The organism is Haemophilus sp. HMSC068C11 (genome assembly GCF_001815355.1).
Classification (GTDB): Bacteria; Pseudomonadota; Gammaproteobacteria; order Enterobacterales; family Pasteurellaceae; genus Haemophilus_D.
This window is the reverse complement of sequence record NZ_KV820360.1, coordinates 325,357-341,526: the sequence shown is the minus strand read 5'-3', so window position 1 is coordinate 341,526 and position 16,170 is coordinate 325,357. Positions and strand designations below refer to the sequence as shown.

At 40.5% G+C, this 16,170-nt stretch carries 14 protein-coding genes; 9 read left to right on the top strand and 5 right to left on the bottom strand.

All coding sequences use genetic code 11. The features are described 5' to 3' along the window. Window positions 1-173 precede the first annotated feature (173 nt). Together HMPREF3020_RS03395 and prfC are read right to left on the bottom strand one after the other, a co-directional pair. Window positions 174-713 (bottom strand): hypothetical protein, encoded by a 540-nt coding sequence (locus tag HMPREF3020_RS03395; RefSeq protein ID WP_070775556.1) that lies wholly within the window; start codon window positions 711-713, stop codon window positions 174-176. Between the two features lie 34 nt (window positions 714-747). Next, on the bottom strand, window positions 748-2,331 hold the full coding sequence (prfC, locus tag HMPREF3020_RS03390) for a peptide chain release factor 3 (protein ID WP_070775555.1): 1,584 nt from the start codon (window positions 2,329-2,331) through the stop codon (window positions 748-750). Between the two features lie 220 nt (window positions 2,332-2,551). Here prfC and HMPREF3020_RS03385 point away from each other — a divergent pair, with 220 nt between their 5' ends. The 3 genes from HMPREF3020_RS03385 (at window position 2,552) to argG (ending at window position 5,701) form a co-directional block, all read left to right on the top strand. Next, window positions 2,552-3,412: a phosphoribosylaminoimidazolesuccinocarboxamide synthase gene (locus HMPREF3020_RS03385; protein WP_070775554.1), complete on the top strand. Its 861-nt coding sequence runs from the start codon at window positions 2,552-2,554 to the stop codon at window positions 3,410-3,412. Window positions 3,413-3,484: 72 nt separating this feature from the next. Continuing rightward, window positions 3,485-4,315, top strand: a complete 831-nt coding sequence (locus HMPREF3020_RS03380; protein WP_070775553.1) for a Rossmann-fold NAD(P)-binding domain-containing protein — start codon at window positions 3,485-3,487, stop codon at window positions 4,313-4,315. Window positions 4,316-4,366: 51 nt separating this feature from the next. Then, window positions 4,367-5,701 carry an argininosuccinate synthase gene (gene argG / locus HMPREF3020_RS03375; RefSeq protein ID WP_005698733.1) on the top strand — a complete coding sequence of 445 codons (1,335 nt, stop codon included), beginning with the start codon at window positions 4,367-4,369 and terminating at the stop codon, window positions 5,699-5,701. 54 nt (window positions 5,702-5,755) lie between these two features. Here argG and HMPREF3020_RS03370 read toward each other — a convergent pair whose 3' ends face one another. The 3 genes from HMPREF3020_RS03370 to cysT are packed head-to-tail and all read right to left on the bottom strand — an operon-like array spanning window position 5,756 to window position 8,496. Continuing rightward, on the bottom strand, window positions 5,756-6,832 hold the full coding sequence (locus HMPREF3020_RS03370; RefSeq protein ID WP_070775552.1) for a sulfate/molybdate ABC transporter ATP-binding protein: 1,077 nt from the start codon (window positions 6,830-6,832) through the stop codon (window positions 5,756-5,758). A 17-nt stretch (window positions 6,833-6,849) separates the two neighbouring features. Next, entirely contained in the window at window positions 6,850-7,665 is an 816-nt protein-coding gene (gene cysW / locus HMPREF3020_RS03365) for a sulfate ABC transporter permease subunit CysW (protein ID WP_070775551.1), read from the bottom strand. 9 nt (window positions 7,666-7,674) lie between these two features. Continuing rightward, window positions 7,675-8,496, bottom strand: coding sequence for a sulfate ABC transporter permease subunit CysT (gene cysT / locus HMPREF3020_RS03360; RefSeq protein ID WP_070775550.1), 822 nt, complete (start codon window positions 8,494-8,496; stop codon window positions 7,675-7,677). 257 nt (window positions 8,497-8,753) lie between these two features. Here cysT and HMPREF3020_RS03355 point away from each other — a divergent pair, with 257 nt between their 5' ends. From HMPREF3020_RS03355 to HMPREF3020_RS03330, 6 genes are all read left to right on the top strand, one after another. Continuing rightward, on the top strand, window positions 8,754-9,761 hold the full coding sequence (locus HMPREF3020_RS03355; protein ID WP_070775549.1) for a sulfate ABC transporter substrate-binding protein: 1,008 nt from the start codon (window positions 8,754-8,756) through the stop codon (window positions 9,759-9,761). Window positions 9,762-9,772: 11 nt separating this feature from the next. Beyond that, complete coding sequence (gene cysG / locus HMPREF3020_RS03350; RefSeq protein ID WP_070775548.1) at window positions 9,773-11,203, top strand: siroheme synthase CysG; 1,431 nt, start codon at window positions 9,773-9,775, stop codon at window positions 11,201-11,203. Window positions 11,204-11,213: 10 nt separating this feature from the next. Continuing rightward, window positions 11,214-11,948: a phosphoadenylyl-sulfate reductase gene (locus HMPREF3020_RS03345; protein ID WP_070775547.1), complete on the top strand. Its 735-nt coding sequence runs from the start codon at window positions 11,214-11,216 to the stop codon at window positions 11,946-11,948. Between the two features lie 20 nt (window positions 11,949-11,968). After that, window positions 11,969-12,892, top strand: a complete 924-nt coding sequence (cysD, locus tag HMPREF3020_RS03340; protein WP_049362808.1) for a sulfate adenylyltransferase subunit CysD — start codon at window positions 11,969-11,971, stop codon at window positions 12,890-12,892. Window positions 12,893-13,015: 123 nt separating this feature from the next. After that, window positions 13,016-14,299 (top strand): sulfate adenylyltransferase subunit 1, encoded by a 1,284-nt coding sequence (locus tag HMPREF3020_RS03335; protein WP_070775546.1) that lies wholly within the window; start codon window positions 13,016-13,018, stop codon window positions 14,297-14,299. 60 nt (window positions 14,300-14,359) lie between these two features. Further along, the gene (locus HMPREF3020_RS03330) at window positions 14,360-16,153 is read left to right on the top strand and encodes an assimilatory sulfite reductase (NADPH) flavoprotein subunit (protein ID WP_070775545.1); all 1,794 of its coding nucleotides are present in this window, start codon (window positions 14,360-14,362) and stop codon (window positions 16,151-16,153) included. Window positions 16,154-16,170 lie beyond the last annotated feature (17 nt).

Sequence of the window (16,170 nt, the reverse complement as noted above, 5' to 3'; positions counted from 1 at the left end):
TCCCTAGGTTCGAATCCTAGTACCCCAGCCATCTTATTTTCTCTATTTCTTTTATATAAAAAATGCGATTAAATTTAACCGCACTTTGTTCTATCCATCAGTTGTTATTTGCTCAAAATTTTAATGTCTTTATATAAAAGAAAAGCCACCTTGCGGTGACCTTTCATATTGATTTATTTTAATTCTACTAAAGTTAAATTACATTGAGCTGTTGATGCTGCAGGTAATGCTTCATAATCTTTTCCTGCCTGAGGCGTGAATGTGAGTTTTTTACCCGAACAGCTGTAACCTAGTTGTGTATATTTAATACCTTTTGCATAATCGGTATAAGTATTATCTGGGGTTACTATTTCACTTTTTAGAGTGATTTCAGCACCAGCAGGGATAACAAACTCTTTAAAGAAAGTACTTGAACCAAAGTTATTGAATTGGCTTGGTTTTTTACTCGCTTCGCTATCTGGCATCCCTAGCGATTCATTACCTTTAAGGTAAAGCATTGAGCCGAAGGATTGCCCCCATCCACCTCCAACATTTACTTTTTCTGTTTTTCCATTCTGTTTTACTTCCATCTCGGTATAGCGACCATTTTGTCCATATAGACGGATACGTGCGTCAGTTTGTGGGTTATAAGCTTTTCCTGCATTTGACAGCTCAGTGTTTACACAACCCGAGAGTAGTAACACTGCTGTACTGATAAGCATCAATTTTTTCATAATTTTTCCTTTTGTTAATGGTAGAAAATGGTAATTAATGTTCCCTTGTCTTAAAGAAGGTCACATCAGGATAACGTTCTTGTGCAAGATTTAAATTAACCATAGTTGGTGCAATGTAAGTAAGATTATCGCCACCATCTAATGCTAGATTTTGCTCATTTTTGCGTTTGAACTCTTCAAATTTTTTGTTATCTGCACATTCCACCCAACGAGCCGTCGCGACATTGACCGTTTCGTAAATGGCTTCAACGTTATATTCTGATTTCAAACGAGAAACGACCACATCAAACTGTAGCACACCGACCGCGCCAACAATCAAATCATTATTACTTAATGGGCGGAACACTTGAACAGCACCTTCTTCAGAAAGTTGTACTAAGCCTTTTAACAATTGTTTTTGTTTAAGAGGATCTTTCAAACGAATACGACGGAATAATTCAGGGGCAAAGTTTGGAATACCGGTAAATTTAAGCTCTTCGCCTTGCGTAAAGGTATCGCCAATTTGAATCGTACCGTGATTGTGCAAACCGATAATATCGCCAGCATAAGCCTCATCTGCATGAGTACGATCCCCCGCCATAAAGGTGAGGGCGTCAGAAATGACTACATCTTTACCAATACGCACGTGTTTAAGTTTCATGCCTTTTTCATATTTGCCAGAAACTACGCGTAAGAAAGCCACGCGGTCGCGGTGTTTTGGATCCATATTGGCTTGGATTTTAAATACGAAACCAGTGAATTTTTCTTCTTCTGCTGAGACTTTACGGGTATCAGCTTGACGAGCTTGTGGTGCAGGTGCCCATTCAGTTAAACCATCTAAGAAATGATCAACACCGAAGTTACCTAATGCTGTACCGAAAAAGACAGGTGTTAATTCACCACTTAGGAATAAATCCAAATCAAATTCATTACTTGCACCTTTTACAAGCTCTAATTCATCACGCAGTTGTTGGGCTAAGTCATCGCCTACGGCAGCATCTAATTCTGGGCTATTTAGACCTTTCACAATGCGTACTTCTTGGATTGTAGAGCCTTGCCCACTTTGGTAAAGATAGGTTTCATCTTTATATAAATGATAAACCCCTTTAAACAATTTACCGCAACCAATCGGCCAAGTAATTGGCGCACAATGGATTTTTAATACGCTTTCCACTTCATCTAATAATTCCATTGGATCACGAATATCACGGTCAAGTTTATTCATGAAAGTGATAATTGGCGTATCGCGTAAACGGGTCACTTCCATTAATTTAATGGTACGTTCTTCAACCCCCTTTGCCGAGTCGATAACCATTAAGCAGCTATCCACAGCCGTCAACGTGCGATAGGTATCTTCCGAGAAATCCTCATGCCCCGGCGTATCCAATAAATTCACTAAGCATTCATTGTAAGGGAATTGCATCACGGAAGTGGTAATGGAAATACCACGTTGTTTTTCCATTTCCATCCAGTCAGATTTTGCATGCTGTGCAGAGCCTTTACCTTTTACTGAGCCTGCTTTTTGAATGGCATTGCCGTATAACAATACTTTTTCGGTGATGGTGGTTTTACCCGCGTCAGGGTGGGAAATAATCGCAAATGTGCGACGTTTATTCACTTCTTCTAATGGATAACTCATTTGTCTTGTTTCTTCTGTTTTAAATGATGCTGTATTGTCGCTGATTTTCAGATTGAGCTCAAATTAAATTGCTTTTCTTTTGTTATCTATAGCTTATTTAGGTGTATGACTCTGTAGTTTCTTTTCTTTAAAATTTTTCATAAAAAAAAGCAAACGTTTGCGCCAAAAGTGCGGTACAATATCTACCGATTTTTTATTCTTATAATTAAAGGTGCAAGCAATGACACAACTTAGTCTAAAAAAAATCTATTCGGGAAAAGTGCGTGATCTTTATGAGATCGATGATAAACGGATGTTAATGGTAGCCAGTGACCGTTTGTCCGCATTTGATGTGATTTTAGATGATCCTATCCCACGTAAAGGTGAAATCCTGACTCAAATTTCCAATTTCTGGTTCAATAAGTTAGCTCATATTATGCCGAATCATTTTACGGGTGATTCAGTTTATGATGTGTTACCAAAAGAAGAAGCTGATTTAGTAAAAGATCGCGCAGTGGTTTGCAAACGTTTGAATCCAATTAAAATTGAGTCTATCGTGCGTGGTTATTTAACAGGTAGCGGGCTAAAAGATTATAAGCAAACAGGGACCATTTGTGGCTTGAAATTACCGGAAGGATTAGTTGAGGCAAGTAAATTACCTGAACCGATTTTTACGCCATCAAGTAAAGAAGAATTGGGTAATCACGATATCAATATCAGCTATGAACAATGTGAAAAAGCTATTGGCGCAGAGTTAGCGGCACAAGTGAGAGAAAAAGCGATTGCACTTTATACTGAGGCAGCAAAATATGCGCTGACTAAAGGTATTATTATTTGTGATACCAAATTTGAATTTGGTTTAGATGAAAATGGCACGCTCACTTTAATGGATGAGGTATTAACACCGGATTCTAGCCGTTTTTGGTCAGTTGATACTTATAAAGAAGGAACAAATCCACCGTCATTTGATAAGCAATTTGTACGAGATTGGTTAGAACAAAGTGGTTGGAATAAACAACCGCCAGCACCGAAAGTACCAAAAGAAGTGATTGAAAAAACAGTGGCTAAATATCAAGAGGCGTTGGATTTATTAACAAAATAACATTAACAAACTCCCTGCTATGCTTTAGAATAGCAGGGATTTTTATGGATAAAATATTGTGAATAAAAGAGTATGAAATCTGTTGCGATAGTTGGTTTAGGTTGGCTAGGCTTACCGCTGGCGCTGCACTTAAAAGAGCTTGGTTGGTGTGTAAAAGGCTCAAAACAATCCCCTGATGATGCTCAGAAATTGCATCAGCTAGGCATTGAAACTTATCCTTTTTCGCTTTCTGACGAAATGAAACGTTTACCAGACCATATTCGCCCTCTTTTTAATGTAGATGCTCTCATTATCACCCTACCACCTAGCCGTTTTTCTTCTCAACAGTATTGTGAATATCTTGCTTTTTTAGCCAATCAAGCCAAGAAACAAGGTGTACAACATGTACTTTTTACCAGTTCAACTTCTGTTTTTCCTGATATTTCGGGGCAATTTGATGAAAGTTCTCAACGTTCAGCTGAAACAGAAATGGGTAAAACACTGATACAAGCAGAACAGTGCTTGTTCCAATCAGGAATATTGCATTGCGATATTCTTCGACTTGCAGGATTAATTGGTAAACAACGCCATCCGGTTAAATTCTTAGCAGGAAAATGCAATTTAAAACAGGGCTATTCACCTGTTAATTTGGTGCATCTAGAGGATTGCATTGAAACTATTACCGCCTTACTCATGAATCCAAATGGATTGCGAACTTATCATCTTTGCGCGCCAATTCATCCTACTCGAGCAGAATATTACACAAAAGCAGCAGTATTTTATGATTTACCCATACCGCAATTCGAATGTAGTGATTCGGATCCGAAACGAATCATTATGGCAGATAAAATTTGTCGAGATTTAGGCTTCGCTTATCATTATCCAAATCCCGATGATATGTTAGAAAAGCGCAGTGATTTTTGACCGCACTTTTTAAAGACTCACTCACCATAACCACAATGAAGGAAATAAAATATGTCAAATACGATTCTGCAACATTTACCTAAAGGTCAAAAAGTTGGTATCGCTTTTTCAGGCGGGCTCGATACCAGTGCGGCATTACTTTGGATGCGTCAAAAAGGTGCAGTACCTTATGCTTATACAGCAAACTTAGGTCAACCAGATGAAGATGATTACAATGCAATTCCCAAAAAAGCAATGGAATATGGTGCGGAAAATGCGCGTTTAGTGGATTGTCGTGCGCAGTTAGCCCATGAAGGGATTGCGGCTATTCAATGTGGTGCATTCCATATTTCTACTGGTGGAGCAACCTATTTCAATACCACACCACTTGGCCGTGCGGTAACAGGTACGATGCTTGTTGCAGCCATGAAAGAAGATGATGTGAATATCTGGGGTGATGGTTCAACTTTCAAAGGTAACGATATTGAGCGTTTTTATCGTTATGGCTTATTAACCAACCCAAATTTAAAAATTTACAAACCATGGTTAGATCAACAATTCATCGATGAGTTGGGCGGTCGCTTTGAAATGTCACAATTCTTAATCGCAAATGGTTTTGACTACAAAATGTCGGTAGAAAAAGCGTATTCAACTGACTCTAATATGTTAGGTGCGACACACGAAGCGAAAGACTTAGAAGAATTAAGCACAGGCATTAAAATTGTAAAACCAATTATGGGCGTGGCATTCTGGGATGAAAATGTTCAAGTGAAACCAGAAGTGGTGACTGTTCGCTTTGAAGAAGGTGTGCCGGTTGCATTAAACGGCAAAACATTTGATAACGTAGTGGATCTTTTCTTAGAGGCAAATCGCATTGGTGGTCGTCATGGTTTAGGCATGTCAGACCAAATTGAAAACCGTATTATCGAAGCTAAATCACGCGGTATTTATGAAGCACCGGGAATGGCATTATTCCACATTGCTTATGAACGTTTAGTAACGGGTATTCACAATGAAGATACTATTGAACAATATCGTATCAACGGTTTACGTTTAGGCCGTTTGTTATACCAAGGTCGTTGGTTTGATCCACAAGCGTTAATGTTACGTGAAACAGCACAACGTTGGGTTGCTCGTGCCGTGACTGGTGAAGTGACACTAGAACTTCGTCGTGGTAATGACTACTCAATCTTAAATACTGAATCACCAAACTTAACTTATGCGGCTGAACGTTTAAGTATGGAAAAAGTAGAAAATGCACCATTTGATCCAATCGATCGTATTGGTCAATTAACTATGCGTAATTTAGACGTAGCAGATACGCGCGGAAAATTAAGTATCTATTCTCAAGTAGGTCTCTTAACTGCAGGGAAAGATTCAGTTTTACCGCAATTAGGTAAAAAATAATTCTCTCCTTTAAATATTAAAAGTGCGGTCGATTTTGACCGCACTTTTACTTTTCTAAATATTCATTTCTTGAAATAGATTTAATTTATCCGGCACGAGATAAACTTGATCACCTATTTTATATTGCGCATTGAGATAATTTTCTTTGGTAAGAATCACCTCAATCGGTTGTTCTGTTTGCGAACTTTCTACTTCAATTCTCACGATAAAACCAATAGCATTAATATGACGAATCGTACCACTCGCTAAGGCATTATGAGATTCACGCGAAAGTGTCAGTTCGTAAGGGCGAATATAAGCCGTTGCAGATTGGTTATTGATTGCATGAGTCGCATTGCTATGTGTTTGTAAATTATGAGCAAATTCACCAATGACTAAATTGCCTTGATCAATGTGTCCGTGGAACACATTAACATCCCCCACAAATTGCGTGACGAAAGGGGTTTGTGGTGCATGATAGATTTGGCTAGGCTCATCAATTTGCTCCACTTGACCTTTATTCATCACCACAATGCGATCAGACATATCTAATGCTTCATCTTGATCATGGGTAACGAAAATGCTGGTCACATTGAGTTCATGTTGCAATTCTCGCAGCCAACGGCGTAATTCTTTACGAACTTGAGCATCCAATGCACCAAAGGGTTCATCAAGTAGTAAGACTTTCGGTTGAACAGCAAGGGAGCGAGCTAAGGCTATCCGTTGTTTTTGCCCACCAGAAAGTTGATTAGGGTAGCGCTCGGCTAGCCATTCAAGTTTCACTAGCTTTAAAAGTGCGGTGACTTTTTCGCGAATTTCTTCTGCGGAAGGACGTTCTCTACGGGGTTTTACCGTTAGGCCAAAAGCGACATTGTCAAAGACGGTCATATTTTGAAATAGTGCATAATGCTGAAACACAAAGCCAACACCTCGTTCAGCAGCTGAAAGTTGAGTTACCTCTTTTTCACCAAACCAAATGTGTCCATTATCAGCAAATTCTAATCCTGCAATGATCCGTAATAGCGTTGTTTTTCCACAACCACTTGGCCCAAGCAAGGCGGTTAGCTGATTTACCGGAAAGCTGAGATTGATATCTTTCAACGCATGAAACTGTCCAAAGTGTTTGTTTAGTTGCTGGATTTTGATTGTCATGTATTGTGTTCCTGTTGTTATTCTTGGATTTTTTTCTTTTCCACATATCTCACTACGTTTTGCAATCCTAGTGTTCCCACTGCGATTAATGCTAATAAACTGGCGCAAGTAAATGCGGCAACAAATTGATATTCGTTGTAACTAATTTCTACATAAAGCGGAATTGTATTAGTCAAACCGCGAATATGACCAGATACAACACTTACGGCACCGAATTCACCCATTGCACGAGCGTTACTTAAAATCACACCATAAATTAATGCCCATTTTATTTTTGGTAGCGTTACGTGCCAGAAAAGTTGCCAAGTAGATACACCTAAGATTAACGCAGCTTGTTCCTCACTTGTGCCTTGTGCTGACATGGTTGGAATTAATGATTTTGCAATAAGTGGAAAGGTGACGAATAAGGTCACGATAACAATGCTTGGTGTTGCAAACATAAAACGAATATGGTGTTCAGCAAACCATGCGCCCCAAAGTCCATCTAACCCAAACAACAGTAAGAACATTAATCCTACAACCACTGGTGAAATGGAAAAGGGGAGGTCGAGTAGTGCGGTTAATAAGCTTTTCCCCTTAAAGTCAAAATAAGCAATAGCCCAAGCCATAACCACACCGATAAAAATGTTAATAGGTAATACAATTAACGAGACTTTGATCGTAAGCCAAATAGCCGCTAAGGCTTCAGGTTCTTTTAATGCAGCGAAAAATAGACCAATTCCTTGTTCAAGGGCTGAATAGAATACGGTAAATAATGGGAGCAATAAGATGATCGTAAAAAAACTGAGTGCGGTCAGAATTAAGATCCATTTTTGCCACGATTGGGTTTTCATAAATACCTCTTATCGAATTGGACTAATGCGTTTGGCAACAGACCATTGCGCTAAGTTAATGAATAAAATCAACAGAAATGAAATGGCAAGCATTAATAATGCAACCACAGATGCGCCTTGCACGTCATACAAATCAAGTTTTGACATAATAATCAATGGTGCAATTTCTGAGACGAGTGGCACATTACCCGCAATAAAAATGACTGAGCCGTATTCACCAAGCGATCGCGCAAATCCCATACCTGCACCGCCTATTAATGCAGGCAATACCGCTGGGATAATGACTTTTCGCAATGTTGTTAATCTGGATGCACCTAAAATTTGGGCTGCTTCTTCATAGCTAGGATCGAGATTTGCTAATACGGGTTGAATCGCTCGAACGGTAAAAGGCAAGCTGACAAAAATCAACGCAATCGCAATACCACTTGGAGTATAAGCAAGTTGAATCCCTAAATGGCTTAGCCATTGCCCAATCAGTCCAGTCGGAGCATAAAGCGAGGCAAGTGCGATACCAGCAACGGCAGTGGGTAAAGCAAAAGGTAAATCCACTAAAGCATTGACGAGATTCTTACCTGGAAAGTCATAACGCACTAAAACCCATGCCAATAAAAAGCCAAAAACGATATTAATTAACGTCGCAATTGCCGCCATTTCAAAGGATAGCGTTAAGGATGAGATCACTCGTTCACTCGTGATGATTTGAACGATATCAGCCCATTTTAACTGCCATGCAGTGAGCACAAGCAATGTTAATGGCAACAATACCATTGAGCCGAGCCAGGCTAATGTAATTAACATACTTCGTTTAAATCCTGGTAATACGGTTTTCATTATCCCACCTTCACAACAGATAAATACCTAAGCTTTGTAAGCGTTTTGAAATGTTCAAAAAAATAACCGCTCTTTTCCATAATGGCAAAGAACGGAAATTTATTTAATATTCCAAAGTGAAATAAGAAAACGTTTGGTTTTTGATTTTATATTTCGTTTTGTTCTATAAAATGCTTTTTCGTTATTTTTTGTACTTAACATTTTACGATATAAATTTAGCCACACGAAATTGAGGGTAATAACGAAGGAGAGTGAAAATGAAAAAAATTGCTTTATTTTCAGTGCTTTCTTTCGGCTTAGCAGCTTGTTTATGGCATACCAGTACGGAACAAAAAACAGTGCTACTGAATGTGTCTTATGACGTGATTCGTGATTTCTATAAGGAATATAACATCGCATTTCAACGTGAATTTCCCTCAGACGTGATGATTTCACAATCGCATGGTGGCGCCAGTAAACAGGTGCTCGGCGTGTTAAACGGCTTGCCTGCAGATGTGGTGACATTGACACAAAGTAATGATATCGACGCTTTAGTTAAAAAAGGCTTAGTGGATGCGGATTGGCAGCAAGTATTACCGAATGGTGCCGTTCCTTTTGGGTCAGTGATGGTGCTTCTGGTGAGAAAAGGAAATCCAAAACACATTCAAGACTGGTCGGATTTGATTCGGAATGATGTCAAAGTTGTCTTTGCTAATCCCAAAACGTCAGCAAATGGACGCTTTGCTTATTTATCGGCTTTAGCTTATGCCGAACAGCATAGTGATAAACCACAAGATTTTATGTTACGCCTGCTAAGAAATGTGCCGGTTTTAGAGGCGGGGGCGCGCAGTGCCAGTATTTCTTTTACACAGCGTAATATCGGTGATGTTTTAATTGCCCCGGAAAATGAAGCAGCGCTAGCGGCTAAAACACTGGGCGAAAATAGCTTTGAAGTGGTGTATCCGAGTATAACAGCCTATACCCCAATTTATGTGGCGGAAGTGAATAAAAATACGCAGGCAGATGGTTTGCATCAACTTTCCCATGATTATTTGAGCTATTTATGGTCAATCTCAGCACAGGAACTGGCAGCCAAAAATTATTTCCGTCCGACAGATAAAAAAATTATTGCTAAAACGACCGCACTTTTTCCTGAAGTGAATCAATTTGATGTGAACCAACGTTTTGGTTCGTGGGAGGCGATTAATACCAAACATTTTGTCGATAACGGCTTATTTGATCGTTTATATGTCAGTGCACAATGTGCTGATAAAGTGAATAAATAGGAGTGATACCCATGAATTATTTTCCACTTTTTGCTGATTTAACTGGTCGCCCGGTACTTGTTGTCGGCGGTGGTTCAGTAGCTGCTCGTAAAGTTGGGTTGTTGCTCAAAGCAAATGCTCAAGTCCGTATTGTTGCTCGCCAATTAAATGAGGAATTAAGCGAGCTTGAACGTCAAAATAAAGTGCTATGGATTGCGAAAGAATTTAATGCCGAACAAATGAGAACGGTGATGTTAGTGATCGCGGCAACAAATGATGAGGTATTAAATCACCGTATTTTCCATTTAGCCGAAAGCCAACATAAATTAGTCAATGTGGTAGATGATCAACCTCATTGTGGTTTTATCTTTCCTTCTATTATTGATCGTAATCCGATCCAAATCGCGATTTCGAGTGGTGGAAAGGCGCCGGTATTAGCCCGTTTATTACGTGAGAAACTGGAAGCATTATTGCCACAACATTTAGGCAAAATCGCTGAGATTTCTGGTAAGTGGCGTGATCAAGTAAAAGCAAAATTGGCATCGGTCACCGAACGTCGCCGTTTTTGGGAAAAAATGTTTAGTGGACGTTTTGCAAGTCTCGTTAAGAATCAACAAGAGGCACAAGCTGAAGAGGAATTAGCTGAACAACTAGAAAATAACTATCAAGGTGGTTTTGTCTCTTTAGTTGGTGCCGGTCCTGGCGATGCTGGGTTATTAACTCTTAACGGTTTACAGGAAATTCAACAAGCTGATGTGGTGCTTTACGATGCATTGGTTTCTGATGAGATTCTTTCTTTGATTCGTCGTGATGCAGAACGTATTTTTGTGGGGAAACGTGCCAATGGTCGTTCTGTCGCACAAGAAGAAACCAACCAATTGTTATTAACCCTTGCCCAACAAGGCAAGCGAGTAGTGCGCTTAAAAGGCGGCGATCCTTTCGTTTTTGGACGCGGTGGTGAAGAATTAGAAGTATTAGCTCAACATCAAATTCCATTTTCGGTTGTACCCGGTATTACAGCAGGCATTGGCGCAACAGCCTATGCCGGCATTCCATTAACTCACCGTGATTATGCACAAAGCGCCATTTTTGTGACCGGTCATCGTAAAGCCGATGCGTCTGATATTGAATGGCAAACCTTAGCAAGAAGTCATCAAACCTTAGTCATTTATATGGGGACGTTAAAAGCGCAAGTCATTGCTGAACATTTACAACAATATGGTCGCGCTGCGAATACGCCTGTTGCGATTATTAGTCAAGGCACTCAAATTACTCAAAAAACAGCGATTGGTACACTCGCAAATTTAGCTGAATTAGCAGAAAAAGCAGAGACGCCGGCCTTAATTGTGGTGGGAGAAGTGGTGAAATTACACGAACAATTAGCGTGGTTTGGCGAAGAAAAACAACGTCAAAAACAACCGCACTTTACCCTAGAAAGTTTAACTATCGGTCAAGTGGCGTAAGGAGTGGATGATGAGTTTATTTAAACCGACTTTTTGGCGAATTCCACTCGTTAGCCTTGATACTAAAGATCACTTGGCAGAAAAAACAGCCACATTGAAGCAACGTTTACATCAAATAGCTGATGGCCATCAGGATGCACGCTTTGCCAGCAGTTTAGCCGTAGAAGATATGGTCATTACCGATGTCATTGCGCGTGAAAACTTAGATATTGGTATTTTTACTTTAGATACCGGTTTACTCCATCAAGATACGTTAAATTTATTAGACAACCTTGAGAAAGTCTATCCACATCTTCAAATAGAACGCTTTCAGCCGATTGCTGATGAAGTGACTCGCTACGAGGAAGAAAAAGGGAAATTTGCTTTTTATGAAAGCGTGGAATTACGTCGCGAGTGTTGCCATATCCGTAAAATCGAACCGTTAAATCGCGCGATTCAAGGTGCAGATGCATGGCTGACCGGACAACGTCGAGAACAATCGGCTACACGTACTGCGCTCCCTTTTGCTGAGCAAGATCAGTCTCGTGGTATTGATAAATACAATCCTATTTTTGATTGGTCAGAAACAGATGTGTGGGCTTATATCTTAGCGAACAATGTGCCTTATAACGATCTTTACCATCAAGGATTTCCAAGCATTGGCTGCGATCCTTGTACCCGCCAAGTTAAACAGGGCGAAGATATTCGCGCCGGCCGCTGGTGGTGGGAGAGTAAAGATAGTAAGGAATGTGGATTACATAAGTAGAAAAATATAGGAAGAAAAACATGACAAAAACCGAACTCAACAACCAACATCTAGACTGGCTCGAGGCAGAGTCGATTCATATTATTCGTGAAGTCGTCGCGGAATGTGAAAACCCGGCGTTGCTCTTTTCCGGAGGGAAGGATTCTGTGGTATTGCTGGCGTTAGCCCGTAAAGCATTTCAGTTAGGTGATCGTCCGGTACATTTACCGTTTCCCTTGGTGCATATTGATACCGGTCATAATTATCCGGAAGTGATCCAATTTCGAGATGAGCAAGTGGCAAAACTTAACGCGCGTTTAGTTGTTGGACATGTGGAAGATTCTATTGCCAAAGGTACGGTGGTATTGCGCAAAGAAACTGATTCGCGTAATGCGGCACAGGCGGTCACTTTATTAGAGACCATCGCAGAGAATGGATTTGATGCCTTGATGGGCGGTGCACGCCGTGATGAGGAAAAAGCCCGTGCAAAAGAACGAATTTTCTCGTTCCGTGATGAGTTCGGTCAATGGGATCCTAAGGCACAACGTCCGGAATTATGGTCTCTGTACAATGCTAAATTGCATAAAGGCGAAAACATGCGGGTGTTTCCAATTTCTAACTGGACGGAATTAGACATTTGGCAATATATCGCTCGTGAGAATTTGGAATTGCCTCCTATCTATTACAGTCATAAACGCGAAGTTGTACGTCGAAAAGGTTTATTAGTGCCAGTGACGCCATTAACCCCTAAATTGCCGAATGAAGTCAGCGAAGTATTGGATGTTCGTTTTCGCACCGTAGGCGATATTAGTTGTACCTGTCCGGTGGCAAGCACAGCATCAACACCATTAGAAATTATTGAAGAAACCGCTATTGCCGACATTTCTGAGCGCAGCGCGACTCGTCTAGACGACCAAGCCAGCGAAGCCGCCATGGAGAAACGGAAAAAAGAAGGATATTTCTAGTATTTCTACGCCAGAAAGTAACAAAGAGTAAGATACAGTTAAATGGCTTAAGCGATTGATATGGGGCATGATTCAAAGATGATGAAATACAAAAGAATAATTAACAGAATATAAGGAAGAAATATGACACAACATTCAACTCCACTTCGTTTTATTACTGCCGGTAGTGTAGATGACGGGAAAAGTACCTTAATCGGCCGCTTACTTTACGATAGCAAAGCGTTATTGACCGACCAAATCAAAACCCTTAACGCAGGAAAAGAGAAAGGCAATAAAGAAGCCATTGATTTTTCTATTTTGACAGATGGTTTGGAAGCAGAACGTGAACAGGGCATTACCATTGATGTAGCCTATCGCTATTTCTCCACGGCAAAACGTAAATTCATCATTGCCGACACCCCAGGACATGAGCAATACACACGTAACATGGTGACAGGCGCGAGTACAGCATCTGCTGCAATCGTCTTAATTGATGCTTCTCAGCTGAATTTTGATGAAAAACCGTTACAACTCTTACCACAAACTAAACGTCATTCAGCGATTTTACGTCAATTAAATTGTCCGCATATTTTAGTGGCGGTGAACAAAATGGATTTATTGGATTACAGCGAAGAAAAATTCAATGCCATTGTGGAGGCGTATCGTCAATTGGTGGCACAACTCGGATTAAAAGAGGTACATTTTGTGCCGGTATCTGCATTGCTTGGCGATAACCTAGTATATGCAAGTGAAAGCACCTCTTGGTATCAAGGCGAACCTTTACTCACCATTTTAGAAAATTTACCAAGTGTGGATGAGGTGAGTCATTCCAATGCTGATTTCTATTTCCCCGTGCAATTAGTCGTACGTCAGGATGCAGATAAAGCTGATGATTTTCGCGGTTATCAAGGTCGAATCGAACGTGGCTCAGTGCAACTGGGGCAGACTATTCGAATTGAACCAAATGGATTAACAGCTAAGGTGACCGAGATTATTACGCCAAAAGGTGAGGTGACACAGGCGGTGGCCGGGGAAGTGATTACCTTACGTTTAGATCGCGATATTGATATTTCCCGTGGTGATTTATTTGTAGATGAAAGTTCATCACTTACACCACAAAAGCAACTTGAAGCCACAATTTGTTGGTTTGATGAACGCCCATTAAATACTGCCCGTAAATATTTACTTAAACATGGTACGCAAACCATATTTGCCAAAATCAGTGAAATTGAAAGCGTGTTAAACGTTCATACACTCGAACAAGAAAGTGGCGCTACAGCCTTAAAGATGAATGATATTGCTCGAGTACGTTTAAGTTTACAGAAACCGATTGTTGCCACAACTTATGAAGAAAATATTGCTGGTGGTGCCTTTATTTTAGTTGATGAGGCAACTTATAACACCGTAGCAGCCGGTATGATTCTCTAACTCGCGTTTTCTTTAATATGTGAATTTACTGATATTACTCATTTTCTTGTGGGGAAACTTATGCAACACAACAATCCATTACCAACAGAAATACTAAATCTCTTACCAACACTAACGCCCCTTCAATTGGCATGGCTTTCGGGTTATGCATGGTCGCAAGCTTCCGGTGTAGAACAACAGGTTGCTGGGCAACATTTGGCAGCAAATTTGACCGCACTTTCGGCAGAACCTTTTTCAATTACAGTGCTTTCAGGCTCACAAACTGGCAATGCTAAATCGGTGGCAGATAAAGTTGCCGCAGAGCTTACAGAAGCCGGTATTGCCGTGAAACGTGTCGCTTTAAAAGATTATAAAGCGAAAACCATTGCTGATGAAAAATACTTGCTTTTAGTGACTTCCACACAAGGTGAAGGCGAGCCACCAGAAGAAGGCGTGGTATTGCATAAGTTATTAAACGGTAAAAAAGCACCCAAACTCACCGAATTGCAATTTGCTGTGTTGGGATTAGGGGATAGTTCTTATCCAAATTTCTGCCAAGCAGGCAAGGATTTTGATCAGCGTTTTGCTGAATTAGGCGCGACGCGTTTATTTGAGCGAGTGGATGCCGATTTAGATTACAGTGCAACCGCGGAACAATGGATCCGAGATATTGTGGCTATCGTAAAAGAAAAGGCTGCGCAGGCTTCACCGGTTGTGCAAAGTATTGCTACAGCTACAACTGCACCGGTAGCCAAGGAAAGCCAATACAATAAAGCCAATCCATTTCCTGCAACGTTAATTACTAACCAGAAAATTACCGGCCGTCAGTCGGATAAAGATGTGCGTCATTTAGAATTTGATTTAGCAGGTTCGGATCTTCATTATCAAGCGGGGGATGCACTTGGTGTATGGTTTGACAATGATCCTAAGTTAGTCGATGAAATTTTATCGCTCGCGCAGATTGATCCTACTACAGAAGTGACAATTGAGGGAAAAACGCAAACTATTTCGACCGCACTTTTATCACATTTAGAGCTTACTCAAAACACACCTGCTTTTGTGAAAGGCTATGCAGCTTTGGCACATAACGAACAGCTAAATGATTTTGTTTCGGATAATCAAGCATTGCAAGAATTGGTTCAACGTACACCGATTGTGGATGTATTACATAAATTTCCTGCAAAATTAACCGCTGAACAACTGGTTTCATTATTACGTCCTTTAACGCCTCGTTTGTATTCCATTTCATCTTCTTCAGCAGAGGTTGGGGAAGAAGTGCATCTAACTGTTGGCGTGGTACGTTTTGAACATGAAGGTCGAGCACGCAGCGGCGCAGCTTCAAGCTTTTTAGCGGATCGAGTAGAAGAAGATGGTGCTGTGCGTGTATTTGTAGAGCATAACGATAATTTTCGTCTGCCAACTGACACGACTAAGCCAATTATTATGGTGGGTTCCGGTACCGGCGTGGCACCATTCCGTGCCTTTATGCAGCAACGCGTAGCCGATGAGGCAAATGGTAAAAACTGGCTGATTTTTGGTAATCCGCATTTTGCCAGCGATTTCCTTTATCAAACTGAATGGCAACAATTTGCCAAAGAGGGCTTCTTGCATAAATACGATTTTGCTTGGTCACGCGATCAAGAGAAGAAGATCTATGTGCAAGATAAAATTCGTGAAAATTCGACCGCACTTTGGCAATGGTTACAAGAAAGCGCTTATTTTTATGTCTGTGGAGATGCATCAAAAATGGCAAAAGATGTGGAACAAGCATTACTCGAAGTCATTGCTAAAGAAGGCAATTTAAGTCCGGATGAAGCAGAAGATTATTTAAATGAACTGCGTGAAGAAAAACGTTATCAACGCGATGTGTACTAGATTTGTGGGGTGAAAAA

Coding starts and splice junctions, on each gene's coding strand:
- HMPREF3020_RS03395 (WP_070775556.1), bottom strand. CDS start 713: ATGAAAAAATTGATGCTTATCAGTACAGCAGTGTTACTACTCTCGGGT.
- prfC (WP_070775555.1), bottom strand. CDS start 2,331: ATGAGTTATCCATTAGAAGAAGTGAATAAACGTCGCACATTTGCGATT.
- HMPREF3020_RS03385 (WP_070775554.1), top strand. CDS start 2,552: ATGACACAACTTAGTCTAAAAAAAATCTATTCGGGAAAAGTGCGTGAT.
- HMPREF3020_RS03380 (WP_070775553.1), top strand. CDS start 3,485: ATGAAATCTGTTGCGATAGTTGGTTTAGGTTGGCTAGGCTTACCGCTG.
- argG (WP_005698733.1), top strand. CDS start 4,367: ATGTCAAATACGATTCTGCAACATTTACCTAAAGGTCAAAAAGTTGGT.
- HMPREF3020_RS03370 (WP_070775552.1), bottom strand. CDS start 6,832: ATGACAATCAAAATCCAGCAACTAAACAAACACTTTGGACAGTTTCAT.
- cysW (WP_070775551.1), bottom strand. CDS start 7,665: ATGAAAACCCAATCGTGGCAAAAATGGATCTTAATTCTGACCGCACTC.
- cysT (WP_070775550.1), bottom strand. CDS start 8,496: ATGAAAACCGTATTACCAGGATTTAAACGAAGTATGTTAATTACATTA.
- HMPREF3020_RS03355 (WP_070775549.1), top strand. CDS start 8,754: ATGAAAAAAATTGCTTTATTTTCAGTGCTTTCTTTCGGCTTAGCAGCT.
- cysG (WP_070775548.1), top strand. CDS start 9,773: ATGAATTATTTTCCACTTTTTGCTGATTTAACTGGTCGCCCGGTACTT.
- HMPREF3020_RS03345 (WP_070775547.1), top strand. CDS start 11,214: ATGAGTTTATTTAAACCGACTTTTTGGCGAATTCCACTCGTTAGCCTT.
- cysD (WP_049362808.1), top strand. CDS start 11,969: ATGACAAAAACCGAACTCAACAACCAACATCTAGACTGGCTCGAGGCA.
- HMPREF3020_RS03335 (WP_070775546.1), top strand. CDS start 13,016: ATGACACAACATTCAACTCCACTTCGTTTTATTACTGCCGGTAGTGTA.
- HMPREF3020_RS03330 (WP_070775545.1), top strand. CDS start 14,360: ATGCAACACAACAATCCATTACCAACAGAAATACTAAATCTCTTACCA.